The 21,004-nt window shown below is 71.4% G+C and carries 19 protein-coding genes; 6 read left to right on the top strand and 13 right to left on the bottom strand.

The genetic code is table 11. From position 1 onward, the window contains the following. Window positions 1-212 precede the first annotated feature (212 nt). Both Acy02nite_RS35325 and aroH read left to right on the top strand, forming a co-directional pair. Entirely contained in the window at window positions 213-1,490 is a 1,278-nt protein-coding gene (locus tag Acy02nite_RS35325) for an aminotransferase-like domain-containing protein (protein WP_203751301.1), read from the top strand. Between the two features lie 103 nt (window positions 1,491-1,593). Beyond that, window positions 1,594-2,001 (top strand): chorismate mutase, encoded by a 408-nt coding sequence (gene aroH / locus Acy02nite_RS35330; RefSeq protein ID WP_203751304.1) that lies wholly within the window; start codon window positions 1,594-1,596, stop codon window positions 1,999-2,001. A gap of 5 nt (window positions 2,002-2,006) precedes the next feature. On the opposite strand, the gene Acy02nite_RS35335 is transcribed toward aroH, so the two are convergent. Further along, a complete protein-coding gene (locus Acy02nite_RS35335) occupies window positions 2,007-2,375 on the bottom strand; it encodes a YybH family protein (RefSeq protein ID WP_203751307.1) in 369 nt (122 codons plus the stop codon). A gap of 78 nt (window positions 2,376-2,453) precedes the next feature. Next, complete coding sequence (locus tag Acy02nite_RS35340; RefSeq protein ID WP_203751310.1) at window positions 2,454-3,155, bottom strand: SDR family NAD(P)-dependent oxidoreductase; 702 nt, start codon at window positions 3,153-3,155, stop codon at window positions 2,454-2,456. Window positions 3,156-3,369: 214 nt separating this feature from the next. On the opposite strand from Acy02nite_RS35340, the gene Acy02nite_RS47305 reads away from it, so the two are divergent. Further along, window positions 3,370-4,284, top strand: a complete 915-nt coding sequence (locus Acy02nite_RS47305; protein WP_203751312.1) for a LysR family transcriptional regulator — start codon at window positions 3,370-3,372, stop codon at window positions 4,282-4,284. A 72-nt stretch (window positions 4,285-4,356) separates the two neighbouring features. Here the strand turns inward: Acy02nite_RS47305 and Acy02nite_RS35350 are convergent, their stop codons facing one another. The 3 genes from Acy02nite_RS35350 to Acy02nite_RS35360 are packed head-to-tail and all read right to left on the bottom strand — an operon-like array spanning window position 4,357 to window position 6,366. Beyond that, complete coding sequence (locus Acy02nite_RS35350) at window positions 4,357-5,154, bottom strand: hypothetical protein (protein WP_203751314.1); 798 nt, start codon at window positions 5,152-5,154, stop codon at window positions 4,357-4,359. Then, window positions 5,151-5,705 carry an RNA polymerase sigma factor gene (locus Acy02nite_RS35355; protein WP_203751316.1) on the bottom strand — a complete coding sequence of 185 codons (555 nt, stop codon included), beginning with the start codon at window positions 5,703-5,705 and terminating at the stop codon, window positions 5,151-5,153. The genes Acy02nite_RS35350 and Acy02nite_RS35355 overlap by 4 nt, the downstream gene beginning before the upstream one ends. A 40-nt stretch (window positions 5,706-5,745) precedes the next feature. Next, window positions 5,746-6,366, bottom strand: coding sequence for a pyridoxine/pyridoxamine 5'-phosphate oxidase (locus Acy02nite_RS35360; protein ID WP_203751318.1), 621 nt, complete (start codon window positions 6,364-6,366; stop codon window positions 5,746-5,748). 119 nt (window positions 6,367-6,485) lie between these two features. Here Acy02nite_RS35360 and Acy02nite_RS35365 point away from each other — a divergent pair, with 119 nt between their 5' ends. Together Acy02nite_RS35365 and Acy02nite_RS35370 are read left to right on the top strand one after the other, a co-directional pair. Next, entirely contained in the window at window positions 6,486-6,893 is a 408-nt protein-coding gene (locus Acy02nite_RS35365) for a YciI family protein (RefSeq protein ID WP_203751606.1), read from the top strand. Continuing rightward, window positions 6,890-8,023 carry an RNA polymerase sigma factor gene (locus Acy02nite_RS35370; protein ID WP_203751320.1) on the top strand — a complete coding sequence of 378 codons (1,134 nt, stop codon included), beginning with the start codon at window positions 6,890-6,892 and terminating at the stop codon, window positions 8,021-8,023. Before Acy02nite_RS35365 ends, Acy02nite_RS35370 begins: the two co-directional genes overlap by 4 nt. Window positions 8,024-8,229: 206 nt before the next feature. Here Acy02nite_RS35370 and amaB read toward each other — a convergent pair whose 3' ends face one another. The 8 genes from amaB to Acy02nite_RS35410 all read right to left on the bottom strand — a co-directional run bounded on the left by amaB (window position 8,230) and on the right by Acy02nite_RS35410 (window position 20,026). Next, window positions 8,230-9,732, bottom strand: a complete 1,503-nt coding sequence (gene amaB, locus Acy02nite_RS35375; protein WP_203751322.1) for an L-piperidine-6-carboxylate dehydrogenase — start codon at window positions 9,730-9,732, stop codon at window positions 8,230-8,232. Then, window positions 9,729-11,135 (bottom strand): 2-oxoadipate dioxygenase/decarboxylase, encoded by a 1,407-nt coding sequence (hglS, locus tag Acy02nite_RS35380; RefSeq protein WP_203751325.1) that lies wholly within the window; start codon window positions 11,133-11,135, stop codon window positions 9,729-9,731. The genes amaB and hglS overlap by 4 nt, the downstream gene beginning before the upstream one ends. 235 nt (window positions 11,136-11,370) lie before the next feature. Then, window positions 11,371-12,612 (bottom strand): NAD(P)/FAD-dependent oxidoreductase, encoded by a 1,242-nt coding sequence (locus Acy02nite_RS35385; protein ID WP_203751328.1) that lies wholly within the window; start codon window positions 12,610-12,612, stop codon window positions 11,371-11,373. A gap of 175 nt (window positions 12,613-12,787) precedes the next feature. Then, window positions 12,788-14,050: an MFS transporter gene (locus Acy02nite_RS35390; RefSeq protein WP_203751331.1), complete on the bottom strand. Its 1,263-nt coding sequence runs from the start codon at window positions 14,048-14,050 to the stop codon at window positions 12,788-12,790. Between the two features lie 292 nt (window positions 14,051-14,342). Then, entirely contained in the window at window positions 14,343-14,915 is a 573-nt protein-coding gene (locus tag Acy02nite_RS35395; protein WP_203751334.1) for an NADPH-dependent FMN reductase, read from the bottom strand. A gap of 37 nt (window positions 14,916-14,952) precedes the next feature. Beyond that, window positions 14,953-15,645, bottom strand: a complete 693-nt coding sequence (locus Acy02nite_RS35400; protein ID WP_203751337.1) for a hypothetical protein — start codon at window positions 15,643-15,645, stop codon at window positions 14,953-14,955. Between the two features lie 86 nt (window positions 15,646-15,731). Next, window positions 15,732-18,581 carry an AfsR/SARP family transcriptional regulator gene (locus Acy02nite_RS35405; protein WP_203751339.1) on the bottom strand — a complete coding sequence of 950 codons (2,850 nt, stop codon included), beginning with the start codon at window positions 18,579-18,581 and terminating at the stop codon, window positions 15,732-15,734. A 158-nt stretch (window positions 18,582-18,739) separates the two neighbouring features. Further along, window positions 18,740-20,026: a hypothetical protein gene (locus tag Acy02nite_RS35410; protein ID WP_203751342.1), complete on the bottom strand. Its 1,287-nt coding sequence runs from the start codon at window positions 20,024-20,026 to the stop codon at window positions 18,740-18,742. 115 nt (window positions 20,027-20,141) lie between these two features. Here Acy02nite_RS35410 and Acy02nite_RS35415 point away from each other — a divergent pair, with 115 nt between their 5' ends. Continuing rightward, the gene (locus tag Acy02nite_RS35415) at window positions 20,142-20,840 is read left to right on the top strand and encodes an SDR family oxidoreductase (protein WP_203751345.1); all 699 of its coding nucleotides are present in this window, start codon (window positions 20,142-20,144) and stop codon (window positions 20,838-20,840) included. Window positions 20,841-21,004: the final 164 nt, after the last annotated feature.

Here is a 21,004-nt window from a genome sequence, read left to right on the forward strand (position 1 = left end):
TGCCGGACGCCGAGCTGCCATCCGCCTGACGCTCGCGGATGTCCGGCGTGCGCCGGCCGGGCCGTTCCCCCGAGCGGGCCCGGCCGGCGTGCTCTCTGCGATTCCGGCCGCCGGTGGCGAGCAGTTGGACACATTGGCCCGGGTCGGTGACCGTGCCATCATGAATACGCTGAAATGCCGCTGGGCGTGACGATTCTGAATAGGGGTGCCCGATGCTCCGGAAAACCGATCTGCACGCCAGTCTCGCCGATCCCGTGCTGGACACGATGACGTTCCTCAACGAAATCACGATGCGTTATCCGGATGCCGTCTCCTTCGCGCCGGGGCGGCCTTACGACGGTTTCTTCGACACCGAGGAGATCTTCGCGCACATCCGGCGCTATCTCGACCACCTGGCCGAGGCGGGCCGGTCCCCGGAGCAGATCCGCACCGCGATGTACCAATACGGCACCACCGCCGGGCAGATCCGCGAACTGATCGCCGAATCGTTGCGCATCGACGAGAACATCGACGTCCCCGCCGCCTCCGTCGTCGTCACGGTGGGCGCCCAGGAGGGGATGCTGCTGGTGCTCCGCGCCCTGATCCGCGGGCCGGAGGACGTCGCGCTGGTGGCCAGCCCCTGCTATGTCGGGGTGACCGGGGTCGCGCGACTGCTCGACATCGAGATGAGCGCGGTCGAGGAACCGCCGGGCGGTTTCACCGGCACCGTCCTGGAGGAGGCGATCCTCGCCGAGCAGGCTCGGGGCCGCCGGCCGCGGGTCTTCTACATCGTGCCGGACCACTCGAATCCGTCCGGCACGAGCGTCGGCACCCAGGCACGCGCCGAACTGCTCGCGGTTGCCGGGCGGCACGGCGTACTGATCCTGGAGGACAGCCCGTACCGGCTGGTCAGCCCGGTCGCTCCGGAACCGACCCTGAAGTCGCTGGACGACGCCGGGGTGGTGGTGCACCTCGGGTCGTACTCGAAGACGATCTTCCCCGGCGCGCGGGTCGGCTACGTCGTCGCGGATCAGCGCGTCGACGGCGGCGGCCTGCTCGCCGAGGAGCTCTCGAAGATCAAGAGCATGGTCACTGTCAACACCTCCTCGCTCAGTCAGGCGGTGGTGGCCGGCGCCCTGCTGTCGGCCGGCGGGCGGGTCTCCGAGCTGAACGCCAAGCCGGCGAGCTACTACGGGGAAGCCATGCAGGCCACCCTCCACGAACTCGACCGGCAGCTGCCACGGCAACGCCGGGACAGGCTCGGGGTGCGGTGGAATACCCCGGTCGGTGGTTTCTTCCTGACCCTGCAGGTCGGGTTCCGTGCCGACGAGGCGGCGCTCACGCGTTCCGCCAGGGACTTCGGCGTGCTGTGGACGCCGATGCGGTACTTCCATCCGGCCGGCGGAGGTGACCGGGCACTGCGCCTCTCGATCAGCTATCTGACCCCGGAGGAGATCGTCGAGGGGGTCGCGCGGCTCGCGGCCTTCATCGCCGCCGAGACGGCAGGGTGACACCGCCATCGCGGCCGTCGTCGTGGTGACGGCCGGGGTGACGCGGCCATCGCGGCTGTTGCCGCTGTGACGGCAGGGGGACGCGGGCGAGGAGGGATGATCGATGTTGCGGGCTATCCGCGGCGCGACGCAGCTGGAGGCCGACGATCGGGACCTCGTCCTGGAAGCCACGATCGAACTCGTCAACGAGGTGGTCGCCAGGAACGGGCTGATGCCCGACGACGTGGTCAGCGTCATCTTCACGAGCACCCCGGATCTCACTGCCGCGTTCCCCGCGGCGGCGGCGCGCAAGATCGGGTTCGGCGACGTGCCGCTGCTGTGCGCCACCGAGATCGATGTACCGGGCGCGCTGCCGCGGGTCGTCCGCATGCTCGCGCACGTCGAGACCGACCTGCGGCGTGACCAGATCCGGCACATCTATCTGCGGGGAGCCGTCGCCCTGCGGCCCGACCTCGGGCTGGACAGCGGCCCTGACCCCGCCCTGGGCGTTGTCGGGCCGGCCGGGAGGTGAGGTCGTCAGTCGTCGATGCGGTGCGAGACGTGGTAGTGGGCGATCTTCCCGCCACGGACGACGACGGTCAGGCTGACCGGGAGCGGCGGCCGGGATTCGTCGGCGAAGCGGAACTCCGCGGCGATCCAGCCGAGCACCACGTCGTCGGCGAGCGGCCGGCTTCTCAGGATCCGGTAGTCGACGGTCATGCCCGGCGGCTGGGCGGCGTAGTAGGCGGCGACCCCGGGACGGCCCACGCTGTACGGGTGCAGGCCCTGGAAGACGGCGTCCTCGGTGAACAGTGCGGCGACCCGGTCGTGATCGTGCTCGGCGATCGCCTGCTGCCAGGCGTCGAGCACGTCGCGCAGAACCGGCTCGAAGGAAGTATTCGTCATCAGAAGCTCCAAACGAGGTTGAAGGTAACCACCGGACGGCCGGTGGGGCCGCGGCGGTCGCGCCGCGGCCCCGACGCCTCAGTGACCGGCGCTCTGGCCGCCGTCGACGTGCAGGATCTCGCCGGTGACGAACGCGGCGTTCTCCAGGAAGAGGATCGCGTCGGTCACCTCGCCGACCTCGCCGAGCCGGCCCGCCGGGTGCAGCGCCGCGAGGAACTCGTGGGTCTCCTCGGGGTGCATCGGCGTGTTGACGATGCCGGGCGACACCGCGTTGAAGCGCACGTTGCGCGAGCCGTACTCGACGGCGAGCGCCTTGGTCGCCGAGTTCAGGCCGCCCTTGGTGAGGTTCGCGAACGCGGCCGGGACGCTGCTGACCGCGTGGTCGGTGAGGCTGGTCGTGATGGTCACGACGTGGCCGCCACCCTGCTCCAGCATCGCGGCGACCGCGGGCTGGGTGACGCTGACGAAACCGCGCAGGTTGATGCCGGTCACCGCGTCGAAATCCTCCGCCGTGTAGTCGGTGAACGGCTTCGCGACGAAGACGCCGGCGTTGTTGACGACGGTGTCGACGCGGCCGAACTCGGTCAGTGCGACCTCCACGAGCCGCGCGCCGACCGCCGGATCGGCGATGTCACCCGGCACCGTGATCACGCCGGGGTCGCCGGACGGCTGGATGGTGCGCGAGTTGGCGACCACGTTCCAGCCCAGCTTGCGGTAGGCGGCGACGGTGGCGGCGCCGATGCCCTGCGAAGCCCCGGTGACGATGACGACCTTCGACATTTCTTGCTCCTCGGTGAGCTGGAAGAATCTCTCTGGCACGACCGTCTCTCGGAACGGCGGTGATCGGCACGACTGACTTTCTCCTGGCTGAGAGGCTGCGCCTATCAGGGCACGAGACCGGGCGGCCGGTGAGCGGGCCACGCCTCCGAGCTGCGTCGGGGATGCCCACGGCACGCCCCGGCGGCCACCGGGACACCGCGCTTAGGCTGGGGCGATGGAGCTACGTCAGCTGCGGTACTTCGTCGCGGTCGCCGAGGAACTGAGCTACGCGCGCGCCGCCGAGCGGCTGCGGATCGCCGGTCCCTCGCTGTCGCAGCAGATCAAGGCGCTGGAGCGGGATCTCGGCACCCGCTTGTTCGACCGTGACCGCCGGACCGTCGCGCTGACCGCGGCGGGGACGCTGCTGCTGCCGCGCGTCAAGGTCCTTCTCGACCAGGCGGACGATTTGCGGCGTACGGCGACAGGCCTCTCCGCCTCGGGCCCGGTGCGCCTCGGCTATGTGAACTGGCGCCCCGCCGACCTGGAGGAGAAAACCGCCGGCACCGCGCAACTCATCGTGGACGCCTGGGTCCTGCCGTCGCACGCGCAGGCCGCGCGGGTCGTCGACGGTGGCCTCGACCTGGCTATCTGCTGGGTGCCGTCGGCGATCGTCGCCGCGGAGAAACTGGAGGCGCGATTGCTCGGCGCCGACCGGCTGTTCGCGATCAGCACCGGCGGCGAGGCCGGGCCGGTCCGCGCCCGGGACACGACTGTCCTGATCGACGCGGACGAGACGAGCTGGTCGTCGTGGAACCGCTGGGCGCTGGCGATGGCCCGAGAGACCGGGGCGAAGGTGGAGCACGTGTCGGAGGGCGGCTCCACCGGTCACGCGTTCCACGACCACGTGCGCCGCCTCGGCCGCCCGGTCGTCAACAACCCGAAGAGCCAGACCGACCCGGTTCCGCCTGACCTGACCGCGCGCCCGATCCGCCACCCGGCTCCGTATTGGACCTGGTCCCTGGTGTCACGCGGCGACGAGCCGCGGCCGGTGGTGCGGGCGGTCGCCGAGGCGCTGACCCGGTCGGTGGACCGGCACTGCCTCGACGACCCGGACGCGTGGCTCTCCCCGGAGGACCCGCACCGCCCCTGACGCGGAGCTCTTCCACAGAGCCGCGTCATGGCACCCGGTAGGACGCCTGGCTCCTCCGGAGGGCGTCGTGCTTCAGCCGTGGGTCGGCTTCACGTCGTGAAGAACGGTGCCGTCCCGCAGGGTCAGGTCGTACCTGAGGAAGTCGACGGGCTGCCCGTCCCGCATCTCGAAGGCCGGCCCGGGCCACCAGACGACGTAACGCCCGCCGGTGACCGTTGCCTGGGCAGTCAGCTTGCCGGCGTGGACGGTCACCCCGACGACCTCGGCGCCGGCCAGCCCTTCGGTGACCGAGGCGCCGCGGAAATCGGAGAGGGATCCGTCGACGAATCCGCGAGCCGGTGCGCTCGGGGAGGAGCTGAACCCGCTGCCGGCACCCCACTTGATGTCGTCCACGTCCGCGCTGCCGGGAATGTTGTGGGCCAGGCAGGAGCCCGACATGTCCGGCTTCGTGCTGTGGAACAGCAGGATCGCGTACTCGCCGCGCCGCTCGGCCAGAGCCACCTCGGCCCGATTCCGGTCGAACCGGCCGGTGGCGGAGATCTCCTTCAGACAATCCGCACCGATCCGGGTGATCTCGTCGGCGCTGAGCGGGCTGGGGACCGAGGTCCACGAGCCGTAGGCGGCGCCGCCGCCGATGCCTCCGGGCAGAACGAACAGCGCCCCGCCGACCGCCGCCACAACAGCGGCGACCGCGGCGGCGAGCAGCGTCCGACGCCGGGTCCTCCGGAGAGAGCCGGCCGGCGGGGGCACGTCCGGAGCGGCGGCGAGGACGCCGTCCAGCACCCGGGTGGCGTTCCGCCGCTGCTCGTCGGTGATCGGCTCGGCGGCGTCCATGAGACGGAGATTTTCTTCGAGGTCAAAGGTGCTCACGACGGGTTCTCCAGAGTCTCCAGACGGGTGACGGCCAGCGTGTCGAGGTCGAAGTGGCGTCGCAGCGCGCGCCGTGCGCGCAGCAACCGCAACCGGTACGTTGCGGCGCTGATCCCCAGCACCATGGCCGCCTGCGGAGAGGTGAGCTGCTCGAAAACGGTCAGCGCCAGCGTCTCCTGCTCACCCGGAGTCAGCCTGCCCCACGCGGCGGCCAGGTCCAGCCGCTGTGCGGTCGACTCCTCCTCGGCCACCGCCACGTCGTACGACGGGGTGGTCACGGCTATCCGCACCGCCAGGGCGTCCTGCCGCCCGAGCCCGCGCCGCGTGTTGAGCAGGCAGTTCCGGGCGATCCCGAACAACCAGGCCCGCAGGTCGTCGGCCCGGCCCGGCGCCTCCTCCAGGCGACGCCAGGCCACCAGGAAGGCGTCGGCCGCCACATCCTCGGCGTGACTGGGATGCACGCGGCGCTGCGCGAACCGCAACACCTCCGCATAGGTGTCGGCGAACAACGACCGGAAGCGCTGCTCCCGGTCCGGTATCGATGTCCTCACACCCGGTTCCTGTCCGGCACCTCGCCCACTGTTACCTCGATCAGGGCCAGAGCAGTTGCCGATCCCAGCCGGGCGTGGCCCGGGAGTACCGCAGACGGGTGTGTTGGCGGTGCTTGTCGCCCTGCCAGAACTCGACGTCGCAAGGTTCCACCGTGTACAGGGTCCACTCCGGAAGAACGTACCCCGGATCGAGGGAGATCTCGGGCGTCGGCCGGTCGTCGAGAGGCCGGCTCTGCCGGCCCCGTGCCGCCTCGGCGCGGGACTCCGCGGACCGGGCCAGGAAGTCGGCGGCGCTCTCCTCCGCCGTCGCGGGCCGCACCGTGCCACGCACCCGGACCTGCCGCGCCAGCGCCGGCCAGTAGAAGGTCAGTGCCGCGGCCGGGTGACGTGCCAGGTCACGGCCTTTCGGGCTGGCCGCGTGCGCCGCGAACTGCCAGCCCGCCGCGTCCACGTTCTTCAGGATCACGATCCTTGCGGACGGTACGCCGTCCGGACCGATCGTCGACAGTGTTGTCGCATGCGGTTCACGAACTCCCGCCTCCACGGCCGCGACCAGCCACGACACGAACAGCTCGTCGGGCCGGCCGGGCACGTCCGCCGGGGCGAAGGTGGGCAGGTCACCGGCGAAGACCGGCAGCGCGCGGAGGTACTCACGGATCATGGGGCGACGCTAAACCCGTACCCCCGGGGATGGGTCAAGAAAAGATTCTGCGCAGGGGTGTCGAGAATCGGCGGGCCGCTCCGTCCCGGGGGCGAAGGACAACGAGAATGGAGCACATCATGGCGAAGTACCTGCTGCTCAAGCACTACCGCGGCGCCCCGGCCCCGGTCAACGACGTGCCGATGGACAAGTGGACGCCGGAGGAGGTCACCGCCCACATCCAGTACATGAACGACTTCGCCGCGCGGCTGGAGGAGACCGGCGAGTACGTCGACGGTCAGGCGCTCGCACCGGAGGGCACCTGGGTGTCCTACGACGGCCCGGGGCGCCCGCCGGCCACCGACGGCCCGTTTGCCGAGACGAAGGACCTGATCGCCGGCTGGATGATCATCGACGTGGACAGCTACGAGCGGGCCGTCGAGCTGGCCGGGGAACTCTCCGCGGCGCCCGGCGCCGGCGGCAAGCCGATCCACGAATGGCTCGAGCTGCGCCCGTTCCTGCACGCGGCACCGACGATCACGGAATGAACGCGGAACTCCTCCGGAGTCTCACGCCCAGCGTGATCGGGGTCCTCGTCCGCCGCGGAGCTGACTTCGCGGCGGCCGAGGACGCCGTCCAGGACGCGCTGGTCGAGGCGGTCCGGCCCGGCGCCGGCGAGCCGCGGGACCCGAAGGGGTGGCTGGTCACGGTGGCCTGGCGCAAGTTCCTCGATGCGGCGCGCGCCGACACCGCGCGCCGCCGTCGCGAGGACCTCGCCGACCGGGAGCCGCCGCCCGGACCGGCCGCCACCTCGGACGACACGCTGCGGCTGTACTTCCTGTGCGCGCACCCGTCGCTGACGCCGTCGTCGGCGGTCGCGCTCACGCTGCGTGCCGTCGGCGGGCTGACCACACGGCAGATCGCCGGCGCGTACCTGGTGCCCGAGGCGACCATGGCGCAGCGCATCAGCCGGGCCAAGCGGACCGTCTCGGGCGTGCGGTTCGACCAGCCCGGCGACGTCGCGACGGTGCTGCGCGTGCTGTACCTGGTCTTCAACGAGGGATACTCCGGCGACGTCGACCTGGCGGCCGAGGCGATCCGGCTCACCCGGCAGCTGGTGACCGTTATCGATCACCCGGAGGTGGCCGGGCTGCTCGCCCTGATGCTGCTGCACCACGCCCGCCGCGCCTCCCGGACCGGGCCGGACGGCAGCCTGATCCCGCTTGCCGAACAGGACCGGAGCAGGTGGGATACGTCGCTGATCGCCGAGGGCATCGCCATTCTGCAGGCGGCGCTGGCCCGTGACCGGCTGGGCGAGTTCCAGGCGCAGGCCGCGATCGCGGCACTGCACGCCGACGCGCAGACCGCCGCCGAGACCGATTGGGTCCAGATCCTCGAGTGGTACGACGAACTCGTGCGCCTGACCGGCAGCCCGGTGGTCCGGCTCAACCGTGCCGTCGCGCTCGGTGAGGCCGATGGGCCCCACGCGGGTCTGGCGGCGCTGGCCGCGCTCGACGAGTCGCTGCCGCGGCACACGGCGGTCGCGGCGTACCTGCACGAGCGGGCCGGTGACCTGGACACGGCCGCCCGCCTCTACGCGGAGGCGGCGCGCAAGGCGACGAATGCGCCGGAGCGTGACCATCTGACCCGCCAAGCCGCCCGCCTCAACAGTCGCTGACCCTCGCTGGTCGCCGAATCCGGCTGGTTCTCCCGGTGGGTATCCGAGTCTCATGACCACCGTGAGGACCAGCCGGAGATCGGCCGTCCGCCGGGCTGCCAGAAGGCGGCGGGGCGTGGGACGGCGGCGGGGCGTTGGACGGCAGTGAGGCGTGGCAGCGCGGTGAGGCGTGGGAACGGTGCGCGACGCCGCGGAGAGGTGACGTGTCAGAAAAAGCTGACGTTCTGGGCGAGGGACAGCGTGCTGGAGTAGTTGATCGTGTTGGTGGCCCGCCGCATGTAGGCGCGCCACGCGTCCGAACCTGACTCGCGGCCGCCGCCGGTCTCCTTCTCGCCGCCGAACGCGCCGCCGATCTCGGCGCCGGACGTGCCGATGTTGACGTTGGCGATGCCGCAGTCGGAGCCGTCGGGGCCCAGGAAGCGCTCCGCCTCCCGCAGATCACTGGTGAAGATCGAGGACGACAATCCCTGGGGTACGTCGTTGTGCAGCGCCACCGCCTCGTCCAGGGTGTCGTAGGTGAGCAGGTACAGGATCGGGGCGAAAGTCTCCTCCCGGACGACCGCGGTCTGCCGGGGCATCCGCACGATCGCCGGTTCGACGTACGCGCCGCCGGTCCTCTCGACCCTCCGGCCACCGGCGATGACCTTGCCGCCGTCGGCCTGGGCCCGATCGAGCGCCGCCAGCATCGACGTCGCCGCGGCGTCGGTGATCAGCGGCCCCACCAGGGTTTTCTCGTCGAACGGGTCACCGATCGGCAGGCGGGAGTAGACCGCTGCCAGCTTCTCGGCGAGCTGGTCGGCAATGTCGTTGTGGACGATCAGCCGACGCAGGGTGGTGCAGCGCTGACCGGCGGTTCCGGCGGCCGCGAACACGATGCCCCGCAGGGCCAGTTCGAGGTCCGCGGAGGGCGCCACGACAGCCGCGTTGTTACCGCCGAGTTCCAGCAGGACGCGGCCGAAACGGGCGGCGACACGCGGTCCGACCGCACGTCCCATGCGGGTCGAGCCGGTGGCGCTGACCAGGCTGACCTGCGGGCTCTCGACGACGACGGAGCCGGTGGTGTGGTCGCCGAGCAGCAGCCGGTGCAGGTGGGCGGGCGCGCCGGTCTGCGCGATCGCCCGGTCGAGCAGGTGGCTGGTGGCCAGCGACACCAGGGGAGTGAGCTCGCTGGGCTTCCACACCACCGCGTCGCCGCAGACCAGTGCGAGCGCGGTGTTCCACGACCAGACCGCCGCCGGGAAGTTGAACGCGGAGATGACGCCGACGACGCCGAGCGGATGCCACGTCTCGGCCAGCCGGTGACCGGGCCGCTCGGAGGCGATCGTCCTGCCGTAGAGCTGTCGGGAGAGCCCGACCGCGAACTCGCAGATGTCGATCATTTCCTGCACTTCGCCGAGCGCTTCCGAACGAATCTTCCCCACTTCGATGGTGATCAGATCGGCAAGATCAGACTTGTGTACGCGCAGCAGCTCGCCGAGAACGCGGACCAGCTCGCCGCGGGCCGGCGCCGGGGTCGTCCGCCAGGAGCGGAACGCCTGCGTGGCGTCGCCGATCGCCCGGGTCGCCTCGTCGGCGGTGACAGCGCGCAGGCCGAACAGGTTCTCGCCGGTGATCGGCGAGCGGGCGTACAGATCGGTCCCGTCCGGGACGGTCGCGCCGATCCGGGTGAGGCTGTTCCGCGCCTGATCGCGCAGCTGGTCGGTGTTCATGGGGTGACCTCCGGAATGCCGAGTTTCGTGGTGACCGCCGTGATCGAGGCCGCCTGTTCCGCGGCGTACAGCGCGAACGGATCGTGGATCTCCCGGCCCACCGCCGCGGCGAGCCGGTCCTGGTCGTAGACGGCACCCTCTGGACCGGTGTCGCGAGCTCCCTCCCGGCCGGTGTCGCGGGTGTTTTCCCCGCTGAGGTTCGACTGGAAGATTCCTGCGGCGGATCGTGGAAGGAAGTCTTCGTACACGATCGGCGTCGCGGTGACCCAGCCTCGACCGATCAGCTCGGCGAGGGTGCGCGGGGGAGGGCCACCGGGTGGCGCCTGGTCGACCGCGTAGGAGAAGTACGCGAGTCCGGCCTCCCGCAGGCCGGCTTCGGTGTCCGGGAATCCTTTCTCCCAGACCTGGACGGCGATCTCCGCGCGTACGCCCGGGGACGCGGCCAGCAGGCGATCGATCTCGGTGAGCAGCGTGTCGTAACGGGCGCGACCGGCCGGGGTCAGCGCGATACCGCGCGCCTCGACCTCGCCGAAGCGGACCCGCAGCGAACCGGTGGTGACCGTGCCGTCCGGCTCCCGCATCGTCCGCGCCTCGGCCAGCGCCCGGAACGAGGTCTGCCGGAGCAGCACGTCCGGTCCTCGCCAGCGCGGTGGCCCCTGGATCTCGTCGATCATCGTGATGCCACGGGCGGTCATCCGGCGGTAGAGATCGTCGATGTCCAGCACACGCGGGGTGAGGTGGTTGATGTGCGTGCTGCGGACTCCGCCGATGTCCGCGGCTACGGCGGAGATCTTCTCCAACTCGGCGTACCAGGCGCGGTCGACGGGCTCGGTGGACAGCTCGAACGCCTGCACCGCCAGGCGAAGAAAATCGTCTGCATCGTGCTCGTCGAGACCGCCCTGCTGCTCGGACCGGTCGGCGAGCTCCAGCAACTCCGGGCCGAAGAGCTGCCGTGCTGCGAAGAAACTCTTCAACCTGGCGCTCAGCTCGGGCGTGAAGAAACGTCGATCGTCCGGGGTCAGCATGGAGGTGAAGACCCGGAACGGGTTGAGGGCGAGCTCCGTGGCGTCGATCGGCCGGAACGCGGTGGAAATCACCGGCACCGCGCTGCTCGCGGCATCGCGCAGGTCGTAGAAGCCGACCGGGTGCATGCCGAGCGCACCGAAGATCCGGGCGACCTGTCCGAGTTCGGCCGGCGTACCGACCCGGATCGCGCCGTGCCGTTCGGCGGTGATCCGGCCGATCGAGCCCAGCCGTTGCGCCTCCGCTCCGTCCCGGCGGATGACGTCCCGGTTCACCTGCTCGGAGATTTCCACCAGGGTGGTGTAGGCGGGCACCTCGCGGCCGTACATGGTGGAAAGTTCCTGCGCGAATCCGGCGCGCAGACGCCAGTGCGGAATCATGCCGAACCTCCAGCTCGGACGATGCGTTGGGTGCGTTGGGTGCGTTGGGTGCGGTGGTGCGGTGGTGCGGCGCGGTGCGGTGCGGTGGTGCGGTGCGGTGGTGCGGCGCGGTGGTGCGGCGCGGTGGTGCGGCGCGGTGGTGCGGCGCGGTGGTGCGGCGCGGTGGTGCGGTGCGGTGCGGTGGGGCGGCGGTGCGGTCGGACGACGTGGTCGGGGATGTGGCCAGGAGATGTGGTCAGACGATGTGCGACTCGGGACGTGCTCCGGCGCCCGCGAGGAACCGGGAAGCGGTCAACGGCCCGACGTCCACGACGGGTGCCCGGCCCAGATACAGATCGCGGATCACCTCGCCGACCGCCGGCGCCTGCAGGAATCCGTGTCCGGAGAACCCGGTTGCGTACAGGAAGTTGTCGTGACCGCCGATCAGCGCGTTGTGGTCCGGGGTCACCTCGTACAGCCCGGCCCACCCCTTCCGCAGGCCGACGTCGGTCAGTCGCGGGGCACGAACGCCGACGGCCGCGGCGAGCCGGGGCAGCCACTCCTCGGAGTAGTTCGAGTGGAAGCCAGGCTCCTGCGCCGGGTCGGACATTCCCATCAGCAGGCCCGGCCCCTCCCGGTGGAAGTAGAACGTGCTCGCGAAGTCGATGGTGAACGGCACCACCCCGCTCAGCGAGGGCATCGGCTCGGTGAGGACGATCTGCCGCCGCAGCGGCGTGACCGGCAGCGGCACACCCGCCGCATCCCCGATCGCCGCGGACCACGCCCCGGCCGCGCACACGACCGCTCCGGCGTGGATGTCGCCCCGGTCCGTCCGGACGACGCCGCCCCTTCGAACGCCACCCCGGCTGACCCGGCCGGCTCGGATGTCGCCGCGGCCGGTTGGGGCAGCCCCACGCGCCAGGTCGCCCCGGTCGGTCCGGACAACCCCGCTCGCGAGGTCGAGATCGGTCACGGTGACACCGGTGAGCAGCGTGGCACCGTGCCGTCGCGCGCCTCTGGCGTATCCCAGCACCACCGACTCCGGGGTGCAGTGCCCGTCGTCGGGCGACCAGGCCGCGGCGAGCAGGCCGCCGGTCTCGATCAGCGGGGAGAGCCGTTTCGCCTCCGCGACGTCGATCATCCTGCTGGTCACGCCGAGGGAGTTCTGCAAGCGCACGTCGCGCTCGAACGATGTCACGTCCTCGGGGGTGGAGAGCAGGAACAGGTACCCGACCCGATGCAGGTCGATCTCCTGTCCGGGGCGCTTCCCGAAGTCGGCGAACGCCCGCAGGCTGCGCGCGCCGAGTTCGATGTTGATCCGGTCGGAGAACTGGGCGCGTACTCCGCCTGCCGCCTTGCAGGTGGAACCGCCGCCGAGCTCGCCCCTCTCCAGTAGCACTACGTCCCGGACGCCGGCTTCGGCCAGGTGGAACGCGATGCTGACGCCGATCGCGCCGCCACCGATGACGACCACTTCCGCGGAGCCGGGGAAGGCCATACCCCATCATGAGGTGCGGTCTCCGGGCAGGTCCATTCCCGACCCGTACGGCGGAAGGTTTATTTCTTTCGATGTCAGGCCGATGCCCACGCGCGATGCCGGGACGGTGCGCACGCGCGAATGTCGGGACGGTGCGCACGCGCGATGCCGGGCCGATGCCGCGTGACCCGGCCGGTCAGCGGGTCTTGTCTCCGCTGGGAGCCGTGCCGCTGGTGACCGAGACCTGCCGCAGCGGCGCGGAGAACAGCCCCCACACCACGGTGACGACCTGGATCGCGCCGCCGGCCAGCAGTACCGGCCGCACCCCGATCCAGCCCGCGGCCGATCCGCACACCGCGTAGGTCACCGGCAGGAGGCCCACGACGGCGAACGACATCAGGCTGCCGACCCGGCCCAGCATCGGCCGCTCGGTGATTGCCTGGACCAGGCTCATCGCGGAACTGCCGGCCACGGTGAGGAAGAAACCCAGCCCGGCCAGGGTCGCCACCACCACCGGCAGCGGCAGGGTCAGGCCGACGACCACGCTGAGCGCCGCCTGCCCGGCGGACATGACGATCAGCAGGAACCCGGTGCCCGCGCCGGGCAGCAGGCCGAACCCGAGCAGGGCCGCCCCGACCGTCGCCCCGGCGCCGAGCGCACCCATCATCAGGGCCAGGCCGCCGACCTCCCACCCGGTGGCATGTGCCAGCAGCGGCAGGCCGACGTTGATCGGCCCGGCGGAACCGAGGTTCACCAGGACCGTGAAGAGAAGAAGGCGGGCGAGCGTACGGTTGTCGCGCGCGTACCGCAGGCCGGCGGTGAGCTCCGCCGTGAACCGCGGCCGCTCCTTCGCGGGGGCGGGGGGCGCGACCGGCACCACGCGCAGCGCCAGCACCGAGACCAGGAAGGTCGCCGCGTTGACCGCGAACACCCAGCCGACCCCGAAGCCGATCAGCGCCCCGCTGGCGGGCGGCCCGACGAACTGGGCGAAGCGCAACGCCAGGGTGCGCAATCCGTTGCCGGCGGGCAGCGACTCGGGCGGCAGCAGGTTCGGCAGCATCGTGGTCAGGGCGGGCTGGAACACCGCTTCCACGGCGCCGAAGACGAGCACGAGCGCGAACAGGCCGGGCAGCCCGAGCACCCCGCCGAACGCGGTCACCGCGGCGACGGTCATCACGACTGCCCGCAGCAGGTCGCTGCCGAGCATCACGCGCCGCCCGCCGAAGCGGTCGGCGAGCACCCCGCCGCCGAGCATCAGGACCGCCCGGGGCACGGCGGCCGCCGCGAGCAGCGCGCCGACCTCGCCGGGCGAGGCGCCCAGTCGCAGCGCGGTCCACGGCAGGGCCAGGAAGTAGAGCTGGTCACCGAGGAGGGAGACGAAGTGCCCGGCCAGGAAGGTGCGGAAGGCCGGCTGACGCAGCGGGACCGCGCGTAGCTTCACTCCTGCCCGCTCCGGCACGAACAAACTCCCATCCGATCGATGAGCATCAGTCTACCGCTGATCATCATCGCTTCGGTCGACGCTATCGCAGCGCCGCGCCGCCCGTTTACTCCCCCTCCCTAATACTTCGTACGGGATCGGAGGTCGTCGTCTGATCTGCGTGCCGCAGGGCAGGGGCGTGGGTGCGGGAGCGGGCCGTCCACATCGCACGACGAACTTGGCGGCACGGGCGGCGACCGGGAACGTCCGGTGGCCACCGAAGCCCTCGCGGCGGGAAGCCGGCCTCCGCGGCCGGCTTCCGGAGCGCGGTCTACTCCGCGCGCAGCGTGCGCAGGGCGCCGGAGAGTTTCAGCAGCTCGTCGAGCATGGCCTTCGCAGATGCCTCCACCTGCGCGGACGGAACGAACTCACCGTCCTCGGTCAGGAACTGGGCGAACATCGGCACCGACACCGCCTCGGTGACCGGGACGATCTTCAGCGCGGACATCACCGGCTTGAGCGCGGTCGCGGCCCGCAGCCCGGCCGAGACGCCGCCGTAGGAGACCAGGCCGGCCGGCTTGTGGTTCCACTCCGCGTAGAGGTGGTCGAGCGCGTTCTTCAGCGACGCCGGGAACGAGTAGTTGTACTCCGGCGTCACGAACACGTACGCGTCGGCACGGCTGACGGTCGCGCTCCAGTCCCGGGTGTGCTGGTGCTTGTACTGGCCGAGCCGCGGGTGGTTCGGCTCGTCCAGCATCGGCAGCCCGACCTCGGCCAGGTCGATCAGCTCGACGTCGAAACCGCCGTGCGCCTCGGCGACCTGCCGCGCCCACTGGGCGACCGCGTGACCCTTGCGTCCCTCGCGGGTGCTGGCGGTGATGATCTGCAGGACCGGCTTCGACATACTTGCTCCTTCGACCGAACGTTGCTCAGACAACAACTTAGCTCGGCCGGTGATCCTGATTGGCAGGAGAGGCCCCCCGCCAGCGCTGACTCGCGTGATAGGCGACACCGCGGATGCCGTGGAGCAGGCCGGTCGGGTGCAGATCGCCGGTGGCGTGACGAATGGGGTCGAACGCCAGGGCGGCGTCGACGGGCGGCGGCAGCACGCGTCCCAGCGTCACCCGGCCGAAGGGCTGCACGACGGCGCCCCTGATCGCGTACAGCAGGAAGGTCCCGGCCTCGCCCACCGCGTCGAGCGACCGGCCCAGCGGCCGGCCTGCCGGATCCGGGCCGGCGGCGAGGTAGACCTTGCCGCCGGAGCCGGTGCGATAGGGCGCGACCGACCCGTAACGGGCGTCGAACGTGCGGCGCGGCATCGGCAGCCGGCGACCCCAGCGGCCCGGCCCGACCGTGGAAAGCAGCAGATCCGTGTCTCCGACCCGGACCGCGACACCGCGCACGTCCGCCCGTTCCCCCCGGGTGCCCCATCCCTTCGAGAGCCGCACCGTGACGTCGTAGCGGCCCGGCTGGTCCAGCAACGCCGAGCCGGTCGGCTCGACACAACCCCAGATCTCCAGGTCACCGAGCATCGACCGGCCGGCCGGGTGCAGCGAGCGCCGCCGCCGTGACCGCGCGAGGCGCACCCCCGCCGCTACCGCCAGACCACCGGCCGCCCATCGCATCACTCTCATGCCCCGGGCCGTACCCGAACGGGCCTGCCTCATCCTTTGCCGGGCTGTGAGAATGGCGGCATCGGCGCGCTCCCGGCAGATGCCTGTCAGCCTCGCCCGGTCAGGCCCGAGAGCAGAAGCTCGAGCTCGGCGCCGAGCTGAGCCGCTTGCGGTCCGGCAGTGTTGTCGACAAGGGTCAATGCTTCCCGGTACGCCTTCTCCGCCTCCGGAACACGATCGGCTGCTCCGAGCGCGTCGCCCAGGTGGCGCAGGGACTGGGCGGCCCAGACCGGCGCCTTGTGCTCCAGGTACAGGTCGACCGCACGGCGATAGCTGTCGGTGGCCTCGTCGAGGTCGCCGAGACCGGCCTGGGCGCGGCCGATCGTGTCCCAGGTGTCCGCCACCCGGAACGGGTGCAGCTCGGCGCCCATGCCGATCACCTCGCGGGCGTCGGTGATCGCCTCGGCGAATCGGCCCAGTTCCGTGTTCGACCAGCTCACGCCGATGAGGATCCGGGCTCGCGCGGTGGGATCGCTGCCCGGCGGGTGGAGGGCCAGAAGCGCCCGGAACTGCTCCAGCGCCTCCTGCCATCGGCCTTGGAGGTCGAGCACGCCCGCGGTGAACAGACGGGTGCGTTCGACACCGTCCCGATCACCGAGCTGCTCGTAGAGCGCCAGGGCATGTCGCAGCTGGACGTGCGCCTCCTCGTACGAGCCCATGTTCGAGGCCGCGAAGGCCACCCCCCACCGTGCCCGCGCCTCGGCCGCCGGCTGGCCGCCCCGGATCGCCGCGGCCAGCCCGGCGCTTTGGGACATCTGCACGTGATGCCACAGTCCCTGGCGGTTGAGGTAGTCCCGCACCACCCAGGACAGCTGCCAGGCTTGCCGGTCGAAACCCTCCCTGGCGGCGAGGTCCAGCGCCGACAGCAGAGCGAGGTGTTCGTCGGCGAACCAGGCAGTCGGTTCGGCGTCGGTGAGCACCACCCCGGGCAGCGGCTCCTCGCCGCCGTCCGATTCCTGCCGTTTGAACAGCCGCGAATCCGAGATCCGCCCGGCATGCAGGTAGTAGTCGAGGAGGCGCTGCAGCGTCGCCCGTCGCTGCTGCGGGTGATCGAGGTCGCGGGCGAGCTCATCGCCGTACGCCCGCAGCAGGTCGTGGATCTTCCATCGGCCCGGGACATGTTCGGTCACGAGGGCCGCTGTCACCAGGTCGGCGAGCAGCCGGCGCGTCTCGGCCGGCGGCCGGGCCAGCATGCTGGCGGCGACCTCGACGTTCAGATCCGGGCCCGGGTGCAGGCACAGGCGGCGGAACGCCTCAGCGGGTTCCTCCCCGATCGCCTGGTACGACCACGAGAACACCGCCCGGGGGTCGAACACCTCGTCCGGCAGGTGGAAGGCCGACAGGGTGCCGTGCGTGCTGCGCAGCTCATCAGCGACCGCGGCGAGCGGCAGATGAGCGGCGGCGGCCGCGCGCGCGGCGACAACGGCCAGGGCGAGCGGCAGACGACCGCAGAGCTCGACGATGTCGTGGGCAGCGGTGGGCTCCGCGCGCACCCGGTCGGCGCCGACGCGTGCGGCGAACAGGGCGAGCGCCTCGTCCTGGTCCGGCGGTTGCAGCGGGATCAACGGCGCGGCGGTCCGGACGACCAGCGCGGGCAGCGTTCCCCGGCTGGTCACGATGACCAGCGAGCGTCCCGAGCCGGGCAGCAGGTCCAGCACCTGATCGGCGGTGGCGGCGTTGTCCAGCAGGAGCAGCATGCTGCGGTCGGCGACCAGGCTGCGGAACGTCGCGGCCCGGGCCTCGACACCCTCCGGCACGTCAGCGGGCGGCACGCCGAGCGACTGCAGGAAGCTGCCGAGGACAGCGTCGGGGGAGAGCGGATCACCGCCGGGGCCGTAGCCGCGCAGATCCGTGTAGAGCTGGCCGTCGCCGTACCGGTCGGCCAGCCGATGCGCCCAGTACAGCGCGGTCGAGGTCTTCCCCACGCCGCCCATGCCGGTGAAGACGACGACGGCGAGCCGCTGCCCGGCGGCTTCGAGCACCTGATCGGCACGCCGCAACTCGTCGTCGCGGCCGGTGAACAGGGTGGGCGCCGCCGGGAGCTGTGCGGGCCGGGACCGCGGGGCGGTTCTTTCGCGAGGGGCAGGCGTGGCCGGCCTGGAGGACTCCGGGACATCCGGTTGTACGGGTTCCGGAGCGGTCTCGGGCTGGGGGAGAAGCTCGGGGTCGTTGCGCAGGATGCGCTGGTGCAGGTCCTGCAGGGCGGCCATGGGCTCGACGCCGAGCTCCTGATCGAGCAACTGGTGCACCTCGCGGTACGCGGACAGGGCGGCGGCGCGCAGGCCGGCCCGGTGCAGCGCGAGGATCTGCAGTTCGCGGAGCTTCTCCCGGAAGGGGAACTGGCTGATGACGGCGGGGATCTCGGCGATGACCCCGGCGTGCAGGCCGATCTCCAGCTCGGCAGCGAACAGCGTCTCGTAGGTCGCCGCGCGAAGGTCGGAGAGCCGCGCCCGATGGATGTCGGCCCACGACCCGTTGAGCCCGGCGAGCGGTTCGCCCCGGAAGATCGCGAGTGCCTCCCGCGCGCGGTCCGCCCTGTCCGGGGCCGGGACGCGGGAGTCCAGCCCGGCGGTCAGTGAGCGAAGTCTCGCCAGGTCGAAGCGGTCCGCGCCCGGCCTCAGGAGGTAGCCCCGCGCCACCGACTCGATGGTCTCGCCGCCGGGCTCCAGCACGGCTCGCAGGCGGGACACGTACGTGCGGATCGTCTTCACCGCGCCGGCCGGAGGATCCTCCGCCCACAGGGCCGCGGCCAGTTCGCCGGTCGACGTCACCGAACCCTCGTTGAGCAGGATCACGGCGAGGATCGTGCGCTGTTGCGGAGTGCCGAGCGGCAGCCGGTGCCCGTCGGCCCAGGCCTCGACCGGGCCCAGAACGCCGAAGGTAACGCCCGCTGCCACGCGCCGAATTATGACACCGGCCCGCACGTGGCGACGATGTTCCTGCTGGCCGGCCGCCGCCCGGGCCTTTCCTGACCTGCGCACTCGTCATGCGTAGGTCGACGTTTCGATGCCGTCAGGCGGCTCAGGCAGGCGACGTCGAACCGGCAACCCGTGGCTCAGTGGAGCTTGCGGTGGATCTTGTAGTGCAGCACCAGGAACGGCAGGCCGTACAGGGTGAAGGCGTGCTCCGCCCGCGGCTCGCCGTGCTCGGTGAAGACGTCCAGCTGCTCGGCGAAGCCGGGGACGGCCAGGGTGGTGAGTTCGCGCGTTCCGGTGTCGATGTAGGTCAGGTAGTGGCCGGGGTGGGCGAGTTCGCTGCGGCTGGTGAGGACGAGTCCGCCGTCCGTACGGGGCAGTGGCAGCAGGGTGGCCGTGAAGTTGGCCTGCGGCACCGGGAACCCGACGCTGACGTAGCCGCGGCCGTCATGCCGGTATGTCGTGTAGATGCCTACGTAGATCGGCTCGTCGGTGTCGGCGAACGAGCGGATCCAGCCACGTACGCCGATGAGGTCGGTGCCGTCGGGGGTGATGGTGTCGATGCGGCTGCGGACGCCGCGGACGGTTTCGCGCTGGTTCATCGGCACGTTGGCCTGGCCCAGCGGCCGGGCCACGAGCGTGCGGTAGAGCAGGTAACCCGGGCGTACCCAGAGCCGCCACTCGGGCACGATGTCGAGCCGGAAACGGGTGGTGTGCTCGTAGAACTCGCGCACCAGCGGGTCGACTCCGGCGGGGTCGAACTGCGGCCCGGCGAGGTCGTCGAGCGAGGCGACGATCCCCACGTCGTCGGCGTCGGCCCGGTACGTCCCGCCGAGCATCTCAGCCAGCCGGCGCACATAGCCGGTGCCGACATACCCGGTGGTCGCCTCGAGGGGAACCACGAAGGGCAGGTCCTCGGCCCGCACCCGCTCGGCGAGCAGGCTCACCTGCGGGTCACGGAACAAGGCGGCGGCCAGCGCCCGGTAGCCGATCACGGCGCTCACCGCCACGGCCGCCGCCGGGGCATCACGGCCGGCCGCCGAGCGCCACAGCGCTCCCACGACGGCGCCGGCCGCGGGGCCGAGCATCACCTTCCGCGGGCGCAGCCCGAGTGCGCCGGCGAACGAGCCCGCCGCCAGGCCGACCGGCACCGGCCCGGCACCGGTGAGCCGGCCACCGAGCCAGCCGATCGGGGCCGCGAGCGCGCCGCTCATCACCACGCGTGACCACCAGGCCGGGATTTCGCCGGGCCGCTGCCGGGCCCGCGCCACGGCCTCGGTCACGGCAAGCGTGGCCGCGCCGGCCAGTCCGCCGGCCACCGCCGCGCGGGTGCCCCGCCGCCCGGCGATCGCGGCACCGGCCAGAGCCCCCACGACCGCCGCGAACGCGAGTCCACCGGCGCGCTTGCCGATCGCACCTGCCGTCATGCGCGCACGCTAACAAAGGCCTGAGATGAGGTGACTCGGTCGCCACCATGGGCGTCGCGTGATCCCGATCACGGAACTTGAATCTCACGTCAACGTCAAGATCTAGCGTGGGCGCATGCAGATCAACGGAGCAGTCGCCCTGGTCACCGGGGCGAATCGCGGTCTCGGCCGTCAGTTCACCCAGCAGTTGCTCGAGCGCGGCGCGGCCAAGGTGTACGCCACCGCCCGGCGCCCCGAGCTGATCGACATCCCGGGCGTGGAGACGTTGCGCCTGGACATCACCGACCCGTCCTCGATCGCCGCGGCCGCCGAGATCGCCACGGACGTCACCCTGCTGGTCAACAATGCCGGGGTGTCGACGTACGCGAAGCTGGTCACCGGGGATCTCGACAAGATCCGGCTGGAGCTGGACACCCACTTCTGGGGCACGCTCGGCATGATCCGCGCGTTCGCGCCGCGGCTGGGCGGGGGAGCGATCCTCAACGTGCTCTCGGCGCTGTCCTGGTTCAACGCCGACGGCGCCGGCGCGTACGGCGTCGCGAAGGCCGCCGAATGGAACCTGACCAACGGCGTACGTCTCGAGCTGGCCTCCCAGAAGACCCTGGTGACAGCGGTGCATCTCGGTGCCGCGGACACCGACATGATGGCGGGCTTCGACGTGGAGAAGGCGGACCCGGCAGATGTCGTCCGGGCCGCTCTCGACGGGATCGAGCAGGGCAGCTTCGAGGTCGTGTTCGACAAGTGGAGCGCGGGCGTCAAGGCCTCGCTCGCCGGTGATCCCGCCGACTTCTATCGGGCTTTCCTGCCGGCGTGACCGAGCGGTGGTGACGCCCGCCACCCGACGGGCGTCAACCATCCGCCCGACCAGACGAGATGCCGGGGTGTTTCGGTCTGGGGGACGACGACGTGGCTACCGTGAGCGACGCGAGTCACGTTACCGGAACTTGATCTTTAGTAGACCGGTCGTCTAGTGTTCTG

This window comes from Actinoplanes cyaneus, assembly GCF_016862095.1.
In the GTDB taxonomy this organism is placed as follows: Bacteria; Actinomycetota; Actinomycetes; order Mycobacteriales; family Micromonosporaceae; genus Actinoplanes; species Actinoplanes cyaneus.